Origin of the sequence: Paenibacillus paludis, assembly GCF_042610515.1 — a bacterium.
Taxonomy (GTDB): Bacteria; Bacillota; Bacilli; order Paenibacillales; family Paenibacillaceae; genus Paenibacillus_AQ.
Genome location: NZ_JBGJZP010000019.1, coordinates 138,061 through 149,032 on the forward strand (window position 1 = coordinate 138,061; position 10,972 = coordinate 149,032).

The following is a 10,972-nucleotide window of genomic DNA, read 5'->3' on the forward strand; positions in this document are numbered from 1 at the left end:
CCATTTTCATTTATAAGAATAACTGCCGGAGTTGCTACTTGAAAGGTGATATTGAAGAATTTCAATTTTTTTTGCCTAAAAAATAACTAAGGCCTGAGGCAATCCCCTTTGTCTATTAAAAGAATGATCGGGTCAGGCATCCATGGGATGTGATTCTGTACTGATTATTTTGCTGCTTCTTTCCCGCTTTCTCCGATTCGTCGAATACAAAACAAATAATAAAATAAACCATAACGGCGTCAATAATAAGGCCGGACGTGTTTCTTCAGCAAACAGCATAATAATGAGTATGATTGCAAACAACGCTAAGACTACATAATTAATAAATGGGGTGAACGGGGCTTTGAATTTTGACTTCGCCTGCAATTCCGGCTTTGTTTTCTTATACCGCAAATGGCAGATCAGAACGATACCCCAAACCCAGATGAAACAAATGGCACTGATGGTTGTCACGATTCCAAAAGCAGTCTCCGGAATCAGCTTACTCAAAAGAGCTCCCACGGATAACACAAGCGTGGAGATGAATAGAGCATTGCTTGGGACATGATTTCTATTCAGCTTTGCAAAATTGGCTGGAGCCTGGTCATTCCTGCTCAAATTATATAGAATCCGGCTTGTTGAGAACATTCCGCTGTTACAGGCAGACGCGGCTGAAGTTAATACGACAAAGTTAATAATTCCAGCAGCAATCGGTATCCCCACCAAACTAAACGTTTTAACAAAAGGACTTTCTGCCGGATTTAGTTCCGTCCATGCGTTGATGCATAACAAGGCGATAATGGCACCCACGTAGAAAAATAGAATTCTTAAAGGGATTTTATTAATAGCCGACGGGATGGTTTTTTCTGGATTGGATGTTTCGGCTGCCGATACCCCCACCAATTCTACACCGACAAAGGCAAACACAACCATTTGGAAGGAAAGTAGGAACCCTGAAACCCCGTTCGGGAATATCCCCCCATGTGACCAAATATTACTGACAGTAACCGTTCCGTTAGCTGTTTTGAATCCAATCACCAGCAGGATTGCCCCGATAACAATCAACGCCAGAATAGTCACTACCTTGATTAATGCAAACCAAAACTCCAATTCGCCAAAACTTTTTACAGTTAATAAATTGAGTCCTAATAAAATGATCAAACAAATGACGGCAGGGATCCATTGCGGGATATCAAACCAATATTGTACATATACGCCAACAGCTATAATATCCGCCATAGCCGTCATGATCCAACAAAACCAATAGGTCCATCCGGTTACAAATGCTGCCCGCGGTCCAAGATAATCTTCAGCGATGTCTGTAAAAGATTGATAACCGGCTTTTGACAACAGGAGTTCTCCCAAGGCCCTCATAACAAAAAACACGGCAATACCCACGATTAAATAAGCAAAGATGATGGATGGTCCTGCGAGTTGTATAGCTTTACCTGATCCTAAAAACAATCCGGTCCCGATGGTCCCCCCAATTGCAATGAGCTGAACATGCCGGTTCTCTAAATCTCTCTTTAGTTCTTGTGGTGCCATGTGAAACTCCCCCTCTACATCTAATAATTCTTTGTGAAATGATGAACAAGTAAAAATGACAATAAAAAAAGAGACTGGATGCGCTCCAATCTCACGGTCATAAGAATATTAAATAAAATACATTCATTATTCTGACGCTTATCAGAATAACAAATGAATTATCCAGTACTCTTCTGTCCTTTTGCCTGAGATTGTGAACCCTTCGGCGCCGGGGAATCCCCACGGTCTCTCCAGAAGCTGCTCCTGCTATAGTGTGATCCATAGCATTCATAGCTTAGAAATTATTTGATTATAGGATCATAACTTCTTTTAAATATTTTTCAATACTAATCATAGTCAAAAGTTTTGTCAATAACATTAGTTACCACCGTGCTTCGCCAAAATAATTATGATAGGGCTTGAACGTTGCCAGCACTTCGTCTACCTTGCCCATTCGTTCCTCCAGGCTTCCCCGAAGTGTGATATAGGGAATCCGCCGCTCCTTCAAATCTGCAATAATTTGCTTATGGAAAATATGCCGCTTCTGATTCCCGCTGCGGTCCCATGTATCCTCGTAAGGAATATCGTCGTCGCACAGGAAAAAAAGGTCGTACCGCTGTGCATTTTCCAGGGCGATCCGGGTTAAGCGTTCAGGGGCCCGGCCGTGGTAATCCAGGGCAAACATATAAGTGGTGATCGCATTGGTATCGACAAAAAGATATTTATCCGCTTGCAGTAAAGCCCGCTCTTCCCGCTCCATATGGCCGACAGCAATTTCATCGAACGCCTCCAAGCCAATTCGGCGGTCCACCTGATGCTCCGTCCAATAATCGCGCCCGTATTCGCTCGCATAGGTTGTGCGATACCGCCGGGCCAACGCTTCGGTGATCGTGGATTTGCCGGTAGACATCGCTCCCACAAAAACCACTTTTGTTATTAAATCCCGATATACGCTATCGCTCACATATTCCCGGTACTTGTAAGGATCCGAACGGACCATAGTAGCTGAAACCGGTACCTGCCCGCGGGCTTCATCCACCCGCCGGTCTACTGCGCCCAAAGCGATGCTCATGTGCTCTCCGTAAAACTCGCTGGAGTAGAAATGCGTCACTTGCTCGCCTTTCAGTAACTCCAGAATATATTGCTCCTCCCTTATCTCATGCTCCCGGTCGTTCGAATACCCGTCGGGACCGTCCCAGGCTTCAATCAGCCGCACCGCCGGGTAGAGCTTGCGAATCCAGTTGGCCCGGATATGCAGCGGGATCGGGGTCACCGTCGTCTCATAGATCACTACAATTAGTTCGTCGACCTCTTGCAGCGCCGTCTCGAACATGAACTGATGCCCTTTATGCAGCGGGGCAAACTTCCCGAGCGTCAAGCCAAGTCTCTTCATGCTGATACCTCCCTAGCGCCCTTGTTCCAATTGTAGTAGCCGTATACAGCGTTAACCAGATACGCGCTCCACATGACGATCATCAGCAGGCCTTCACCGCTTCCCTCCAGCATTCGAATCACCCACAGCAGCACCGTGAACATATTGAGGACAATATAGACCAGCCATTGTTCCTTGAATCTTCGAACCATTAATAGAGTGGCGACAACGGATAACACCGTCGTAATGGCATCAATATAAGGCGAATTCTGCCCCGGTATGAACGATAGACCCAGGCCCAGCAGCAGGCTGCCTAATACGCAGACCGCCCCCACAAGGAGCAGACGCTTGAGCTCTAACTGACGCATGGACAGCTTGCCGTCAGTCCGGTTATTTTTCCACATGTAGAAGCCGACCACATTCATAGGAACAAAGAAAAGCAGATTTAGCATAACCTCTCCAAACAAACCGTTGACGTAAGCCAAGTACGCATAACCAATGGTATTGTACATCCCAAACACATAACTCATCAGATTTCCCTTCGCCGCGAGCACCACGCACAGCACCCCGGTGATAAAGACCGTAAATCCGAATAAAGAATCCTTAGAAAGCACCGTAAACCCAACAGCAATTGAGGTAAACAAAACCAGCCAGGTCAATTCAAACAGGTTCCAACCGCCCCATGATTTATTCACTTGCATCCCCTCTGCTTTCATCCGATTTGTGCACCATAAAGTTAGTTCTCTCTTACTTTCAACTTGATAATAACATATTGTTAATATCATTGAAAGCAAAAATGTACACTTGATGAATCGAATGTTCAAAAGGGAGGCTTCGTGCCTTGTGGCTGCTAATGTAACTGATAAGTTAATTCGTTTAACCACGCGGTCATTGAGGAGATTTTAAACCACAAGTTATAATTCAAGGGACTAGTCGAACTGATAAAAATTGGAGGGTATTCAAATGAATATTGAGATCGGAAAAAAAATCAAAACCCTACGTTTACAAAAAGGAATGACTCAGGAAGAACTAGCAACAAAACTGAATATGTCATCCCAAGCCATATCCAAGTGGGAAAACAACGTAACCATGCCAGATATTCAAATTCTCCCTGAGTTATCTGTGATTTTAGGGGTTACAATTGATGAGCTATTCGCATTAACTGATGACACACATCTAGAGCGTATTGAAAATATGATTAGTACCGAACATTTTATTTCCAAAGATGATTTTAATTATGCTGAACAATTTCTCAAAGAAAGGCTAACTAATGACGAAAAAAAGGCCCCATGTCTCACATTGCTGGCTCAGTTACACATTCATCGTTCAGAGGAGCACCGTGAATTAGCTTCCCATTTTGCCAAGGAGGCCCTGTTATTAGATCCACATAAAAAAAGTAATCATAATGCTTTGCGGGATGCGGAGAATGGAGTCATTTTTGACTGGAACTATTCAAATCACCATAAACTTATAGAGTATTATAAAAATTTCGTGCCAAATCATCCAGATTACTGGCAGGCTTATGTATGGCTTATGAACCACTTACTTGCAGATGGCAGATGCGCTGAAGCTAAAGAAACTCTAGAAGGATTGAACAAAATCCATCCAGGTTATTTATATCAATTATATGGAGGACTGATCTGCAAGGAAGAAGGCAACCTTTCTCAGGCATTAGTTCTTTGGGAGCAGATGACGGATCTGTATCCTGATGAATGGCGTACGTGGTCCTTTAGGGGAGACTGCATGGCGAAACTGTGCAAATACGACGAAGCCATCGAATATTACACCAAAGGATACGAACTACAACCCAATCCCAAATATATAGATGCATTGATAGCAATTTCACATATATATGAGATTCAAGGAGAATATGATAAAGCTATTGAGAAGCTTCAAGAAATCATCGAACAATTGGAAAGTAATTGGGAAATCACAGAGGGTAAGGCAGTTGATTTTTATGCAAGAGAAATAGAATATTTCAAGAAACTGTAAGTAAAGCGGCTTAAACGACTAGCCCATCAATTACACCGCTTCCCCTGCTATATTATGGGGTGGATTTCAATTCTGTTCACGAAAAGCCAATCAATGGAGCTGGCTCCATTGATTGGCTAATTCGGTGCCCGTGATCACAGCTTCCAGCGGCAGGTCATCTTTAAGTTGCCCCCGTGCAGCTCCGCGGTCAGCGTTCCGTTCATCTTGTCCATTAGACTTTTGGCGATAGAAAGACCAAGTCCCGATCCTTGGCCGGATCGGGTGCGGTCGACCGTGTAGAAGCGGTCAAATAGCAGCCTCACATCAATATCGGATAATTCCTTCGCTTCGTTAATGATCGTAAACTCGGCAATCTCCGGCTGTTGCTGGAAGCGGATTTTCACATGACCGGTCGCATGCTTGATAGTATTGGTAAGCAAATTCTCAACGACCCTCCGCACGGCTGATTCGTCGGCATATACGGCTACCTCTCCCTCTGGCATCCGAATGTCCGGCGTAATGTCCCGTTCGTTAAACCGGTCATAGAAACCGACCAGGATGTCTGACAGGAGGACAGTCATTCCGATCCGCTCAGTCTTAAGCTGATAATCGGAAGATTCGATTAGGGATAACTCGAAGAAATCGTTTAATAGTGCTTGCAGCCGTCTCGTGCGATTTTTAACAATGGTGAGGTATTCGTGCTTCTCCTCAGGCGTAATAGGCTCTGCTTCCAGCAGTTGAATATAGCCAAATATGGAGGTGAGCGGAGTACGGATATCATGGGAAATGTTCGCAATCGCCTGCCGCAGCTCATTCTCGGTTCGTCTTCTGCGGGCCTCCGCGTCGACTACGAGATCGGACTGGCGATTAATTTGACCTGCAAGCGTTTCGAGCCTCTGGTCGAATAGAGTCACGTCTATTTTTTTGCCGGTTGTCCGTTCATTATAGCGGCGCAGCTGCTCTGTCATCCGCCCCAGCTCCCGCCTCATCAGCAGCAGATGGGTAAGCAGGAGAGCCGCCACCGTAACCGATATGAGCGTTATGATAAGCAACTCTCCCGCCCCTCTCATTATTATTTAATTTCTTTTCTGCGGAACACGAGAATACCGAGTAGCGCGGATACGACAATCGTCAGCACTGGCACGAGCAGGAGCGCTGGCAGATCGCCGCTGGCAATACTGGGCTTGCCGATATCGTTCATCAGCTTGAAGATAGAATAATCATACACTGTAGTAAAGAAAGGGATGTACTCACCCAAGCCCCCCAAAATCGTATCAATCATTAGGAAGAAAATCATCGAGAAGCCGATCGTCTTGCCGCTTTCGGTGAACACGGCAGTGAACAGCGCCCCGATCGCCGCATAGCCTGCAGTGTACAGCAGTGTCAGTCCAAGGGCCCGCGGTATGAAGGAAGCGTCAAACCCCTCCGGCAAATGGCCGAAACCTGAAAGCAGTGAAACTTCGGTCGTGCTTACGATCGGGAATACCAGAGAGATAGCCATGGCTCCGACCGAGAAACCGATCAGTTTGGCGGCGAACAGCCGCCCTCTATCGTTGCCCGACGATGCGATCGTCTTCATGACACCCGTCGCATATTCATTGGCGATGAAGAATCCGGCCAGCGCTGCTACGCCGAATTTGATCAGATAGGCATTGCTTGCAATAAACTGAATCAGAAATTCGGCTCCTGTGAACTGCGGCTCTCCACTCGACTTATGGTCAAAATAGTAGAGCAGTGGATAGGCCAATGAAAGAATGGCGGTTATTAGCAGCAGCACGCGGAACGACCTGTCCTTACGCAGCTTGAACAGCTCGGATCTAATCAGATTATACATGCCCGGCACCCCCGATCCGCTTCATGAAATAGCTCTCCAGGTCTTCGCCCATCGGCATAAACTGCTCAATTTCCAGACCTGCGGAGAATAGCGTCGAAGATACTTTACCTGGCTGCTCGATATTGCCAAACAGCTTAATCGCGCCATCGGGCATCACTTCGAAATCATTCGTGCGGAGTTCGTTTTGAATAACCGTTGCCGCCTTGTCCGGATCATCCGCTTTAATAAACACGTATTGCTGGCATTTATCATTCAATTCCTGAGCAGTGAGCTGCTCCAGCAACTTGCCGTTATGAATGATGCCGTAATGGCTTGCCAGCAAATGCAGTTCGCTCAGAATGTGGCTGGAGATCAGAATCGTTATCCCTCGTTCGTGGTTAAGCTGCTTGAGCAGCTCGCGCATTTCGATGACGCTCATCGGATCGAGCCCATTGGTCGGCTCGTCCAGAATTAGAAATTCCGGATCGCTTAGCATGGCGATTGCCAGACCCAGCCGCTGCTTCATGCCAAGCGAGAAATTCTTCACTTTCTTCTTGCCTGTTCCCTGCAGTCTGACCAATTCCAGCATCCTTGGGACGCAGTCTTTGCCGGGGATGCCCCGGAGGAGCCGGTTCACTTCCAGATTCTCGGCGGCGGTCATGTGGGGGAACAACGAAGGGCTCTCGATAATCAGACCCATCCGCTTACGGGCCTGGGTCAACGCCCGCTCGTCGCCCGCGCCAAACAGCGCGATACTTCCGTCGGACGGAAAAGCTAGTCCGGTAACGATGCGCATCAGCGTCGATTTTCCGGCCCCGTTCTGCCCGATAAAGCCATATATGGAGCCTTTGCGGATAGATAAATTCACTTTATCCAGCGCTACGCTGCCTTTGAACTTCTTAGACAATTGATTCGTCTGCAATACATATTCACTCATTGTAGTCTTGGCCTCCCTTATGTGATAGACCAAGTATAGAAACGAAAACTTAAGAGGAGCTAAAGCCAATCCTTAAGAATGTCTTAAGGCTTTAGCCGATAGCCCATGCCCCATACCGTCTCGATAAATTCGCCGCCGGGCGCAGCCTTCGCAAGCTTGCTCCGCAAATTGCTCATATGGACGTTGACCGTATTGTCGTCTCCGTAATATGGCTCATCCCATACGCTTTCGTATAGATTTGCTTTCGTGAATACCTTTTTCGGTGCCGATAGAAGCAATGTGAGAATCTCATACTCCCGGGCGGTCAGCGCAACCTCTATCCCCTCTGCCGTCACCGTTTTGGAATCGTGATCGAGCACAAGTCCCTTATGCTGCAGCACGCTCAGCACAGCCGGCGGAGCAATCTGCGCAAACCGGCGCAGATGGGAATCAATTCGCGCCGAGACTTCCTCGATATCGAAAGGTTTCGTAATGAAATCATCCGCACCCCCGCGTAGCGCTGACACTTTGGTCTGCTGCTCACCCTTGGCCGAAATGATAATGACTGGCACGCCTCCCCGCAAGCGGATCCATTTGAGCAGCTCCTCGCCCGTCATTCCCGGCAGCATCAAATCTAGCAATACCATGCTCCATTCCCGTTGCTCCAGATAGAGCAGCGCCTCCGTTCCGGAAAAGGCAGGCTGTGGCACATAACCGCTTTTTCGAATAATGCTGCACAGCAGCCGGCTGATGTCATTGTCGTCCTCGGCCACGAGAATATTTATTGAATTATCCATCTTTTCTCCTTGTATTATCCTTAATCAGCTGTCATTTAGATGTTCTATAGCCTATATGATAGACGATTTTTACCTCTATTTCCAGAATAGCCTTCCTGATGCGGCCTTTTCGGTGTTCGCTGAAATCCGGTGGTTTTTTATGCTTTCCAAATGTTCCACGTGGAAATTCCGCTCCAATCTGCCCACCTCATAAATCTATTGCTTCAAAAATTCCTCCACACTGATTTGCTGTAATTCATAATCCGCACCGATGGCTTTTAATTGGTCCTCTATTTTAGCCGCAACCCGATCAATGCCCTTATACACCAGTAGAGGTACCGCCTCCAGATAAGTTTTCGCCAGCGCATAATCGCAGGAGAATGCCTTTTTGATAAACACCAATGTTTTTATTTTGTCGGTGCCAGGGCCTGTAATGAACACTTTGTAGTAATCCAACTGCCCGTCTTCGCCCATCTCCCATTCCTCCCCGATACCCCTAGGAAGTAAGACGCTGCGAAGAAATTCGATAAGATTATCATAAGCAACAGAGAAATCCCAAGAACCCTCTCCATGCCCTGCAGTATAAATCACGGTATCTCCTCTGGAGAGATCCAGGCAATACGGGTCGCCTTCATCCGACGCAATAACGAGATAGTCGCGCGGCCAATCGGTAATGACCTCTTCCGTAACGGGATTATAATTGTAGCCCGATTGACCTTCAACCAAGTCCTTGGCGCCGTAAATAAATAGATTGATCGGTTAGCAGCTGCATCGGATACTTCGCGTAAAAATCGGGGTTTTGCTGCCTTGTCTTCTCTAAAGCTGATTGCATTTTCTCCAAAACGTTGTCTATTCCTTGATAAACGTTCTGCATTAAGATCACCACTTTAATTAAGATTGGATTGCTTCGAATGAATCAAAAACTGTAGAAAACCGCTTCACCGTTTAGGAAGGGTTTGCAATAATTCTCAATCAAATCCGGCATTTGTTTACGTATCCACATATGCTTATCTTGGTTACTTACCAGAAAAGCGTAGTAGGCAAATATCGCCAAAAATATGAAACCCTCTAGCTGCTCAGTGTCTACTTTTCTGGAAATGATAGTAGTGTAGCCGGCTAGTAGAGCGTTTCGCAATTCTCCTTCAGTCAAAAGGGCACCCATAGCGATATCCATCGCGTAATATCCAGAGCCCGACAAGCCAAAGTCGATGAACGAAATCCCCTTTGGTGTGAGGATTAAGTTACTATAGTTGATGTCTGCATGGATGAATCCCCATGTCTCCATCGTTTTGCTCAATACTTTAATACGATCATTGATCAACGAAATTGTATTTTCAAGAATATAAAAATCCTTGGTAGCGATAATACCCAATTCTTCACCGGATCGCAATTTGGCCAGCATGGTATTTGTCCACTCTATTTCATATTCGGGCCTAATAAAACTTGAACCCTGCTGATAGCGCATTGAAAACTGATGCAAATAGGCAATACGCGTCCCAAAGGTACGCACTGTTCCCTCACTGTTCAAGTCTTGCTTGGACATGATTTCCCCAAAAATCCATTTTAAGACCGAACAGTGCACTTCTTCGTGTTCAATGACAACAGTTGTTACCAGTTCACCGTTTAAATTCGGAACAGGGATTTGAACAGGTAATTCGGAATGAGAAGACCAAGCTAACAGATATTCCAACTCCGATTGAACAGCCTCACGCGTATTATGTACACCCTGCATGTTTTTTGTAATGGGTTTATGCATCCGCAACAAGTAAGTGTCTCCAGAATACTTTTCTGTGACCTTGTATGTGATGTTCTCGTTATGACGGATCAATTCCACGAAAGGGTTAATAAAAGAATACTTCAGTAAAACTTCCTTAAAACACATCGTATAATCCATAGAATATCCCCCTAATTACCCTACTCTTCTTGGAAAATCTCCTTTATTCCCTCTAGTTCCCGGGGCTTAATTCCGTTCTCACTAAGTACAACCACGGAATCGGCCCTTTTCCAGACAAGAATTTCTCCATTCGTATCCCAACTAATAATATCCTCAGGGAAATCTTCCACCTTTTTTAGCCCCAGTAGTTTGACTAATTCACCATACTTGTTCTCATCCACAATCTCATAGTAGTCTCTATATGCGTCTAACTCATATTTATAAACGGTCTGCCATTTCCCTTTGTTGACCTGATTCAGCATGGCTGAACTCTCTATATGGGTCTCAAAATTGTTGCATTTCAAGTCGTATCCCTCATAATATCTGCCTTGCTCATCAATTGAAAATATCTCTTGATACAACGTATCTGCACAATTAAAGTGGCGTATGACGATATCATCCTCCGGTTCCATTACGATTAATCCGCCGAATCTTGTCTGGAAATCTATTAACTGAGCTGTAGGTATGATTGTTGCCGCTTGAAAAGCATTGATTATCTCCTTCTCATCCTTAACAGAGTCTTTCCATTCGGAGTGTGCAAGATAATCACAAGCTCTTTTTGTTGAATCTCCACCACTTAGCTGACGCTTGAAGGGGTGGATTCTTGCGAACAGAGGAGCAACCTCCTCTTATGGGCAAGCGATCCCTGCGTTCTCGCAGTTCTACGTTTTATTTTTATAGGTAATAG

11 protein-coding genes and 1 riboswitch are annotated in these 10,972 nt (G+C 45.7%); of the genes, 1 reads left to right on the top strand and 10 read right to left on the bottom strand.

The annotated features are described in order from the left end of the window. Positions 1–132 precede the first annotated feature (132 nt). The 3 genes from ACAN56_RS27705 to pnuC all read right to left on the bottom strand — a co-directional run bounded on the left by ACAN56_RS27705 (position 133) and on the right by pnuC (position 3,570). Positions 133–1,524 (bottom strand): amino acid permease, encoded by a 1,392-nt coding sequence (locus ACAN56_RS27705; protein ID WP_038598069.1) that lies wholly within the window; start codon positions 1,522–1,524, stop codon positions 133–135. Between the two features lie 163 nt (positions 1,525–1,687). Further along, positions 1,688–1,768: riboswitch (glycine riboswitch) on the bottom strand. Between the two features lie 117 nt (positions 1,769–1,885). Next, positions 1,886–2,896, bottom strand: coding sequence for an AAA family ATPase (locus tag ACAN56_RS27710; RefSeq protein ID WP_038598071.1), 1,011 nt, complete (start codon positions 2,894–2,896; stop codon positions 1,886–1,888). Next, positions 2,893–3,570 (bottom strand): nicotinamide riboside transporter PnuC, encoded by a 678-nt coding sequence (gene pnuC, locus ACAN56_RS27715; protein ID WP_379146879.1) that lies wholly within the window; start codon positions 3,568–3,570, stop codon positions 2,893–2,895. The genes ACAN56_RS27710 and pnuC overlap by 4 nt, the downstream gene beginning before the upstream one ends. A 268-nt stretch (positions 3,571–3,838) precedes the next feature. On the opposite strand from pnuC, the gene ACAN56_RS27720 reads away from it, so the two are divergent. Beyond that, positions 3,839–4,867 carry a helix-turn-helix domain-containing protein gene (locus ACAN56_RS27720; protein WP_379146882.1) on the top strand — a complete coding sequence of 343 codons (1,029 nt, stop codon included), beginning with the start codon at positions 3,839–3,841 and terminating at the stop codon, positions 4,865–4,867. A 134-nt stretch (positions 4,868–5,001) separates the two neighbouring features. Here the strand turns inward: ACAN56_RS27720 and ACAN56_RS27725 are convergent, their stop codons facing one another. From ACAN56_RS27725 to ACAN56_RS27755, 7 genes are all read right to left on the bottom strand, one after another. After that, positions 5,002–5,898: a sensor histidine kinase gene (locus ACAN56_RS27725; RefSeq protein WP_379146885.1), complete on the bottom strand. Its 897-nt coding sequence runs from the start codon at positions 5,896–5,898 to the stop codon at positions 5,002–5,004. Between the two features lie 20 nt (positions 5,899–5,918). Continuing rightward, complete coding sequence (locus ACAN56_RS27730; protein ID WP_379146887.1) at positions 5,919–6,680, bottom strand: ABC transporter permease; 762 nt, start codon at positions 6,678–6,680, stop codon at positions 5,919–5,921. Continuing rightward, on the bottom strand, positions 6,673–7,596 hold the full coding sequence (locus ACAN56_RS27735) for an ATP-binding cassette domain-containing protein (protein ID WP_379146890.1): 924 nt from the start codon (positions 7,594–7,596) through the stop codon (positions 6,673–6,675). The genes ACAN56_RS27730 and ACAN56_RS27735 overlap by 8 nt, the downstream gene beginning before the upstream one ends. An 83-nt stretch (positions 7,597–7,679) precedes the next feature. Continuing rightward, the gene (locus ACAN56_RS27740; protein ID WP_379146894.1) at positions 7,680–8,372 is read right to left on the bottom strand and encodes a response regulator transcription factor; all 693 of its coding nucleotides are present in this window, start codon (positions 8,370–8,372) and stop codon (positions 7,680–7,682) included. 195 nt (positions 8,373–8,567) lie between these two features. Then, positions 8,568–9,077 carry an SMI1/KNR4 family protein gene (locus ACAN56_RS27745; protein ID WP_379146896.1) on the bottom strand — a complete coding sequence of 170 codons (510 nt, stop codon included), beginning with the start codon at positions 9,075–9,077 and terminating at the stop codon, positions 8,568–8,570. Between the two features lie 190 nt (positions 9,078–9,267). After that, the gene (locus tag ACAN56_RS27750) at positions 9,268–10,245 is read right to left on the bottom strand and encodes a phosphotransferase enzyme family protein (RefSeq protein WP_379146898.1); all 978 of its coding nucleotides are present in this window, start codon (positions 10,243–10,245) and stop codon (positions 9,268–9,270) included. Between the two features lie 20 nt (positions 10,246–10,265). After that, positions 10,266–10,697, bottom strand: a complete 432-nt coding sequence (locus tag ACAN56_RS27755; protein ID WP_379146901.1) for a hypothetical protein — start codon at positions 10,695–10,697, stop codon at positions 10,266–10,268. Positions 10,698–10,972: the final 275 nt, after the last annotated feature.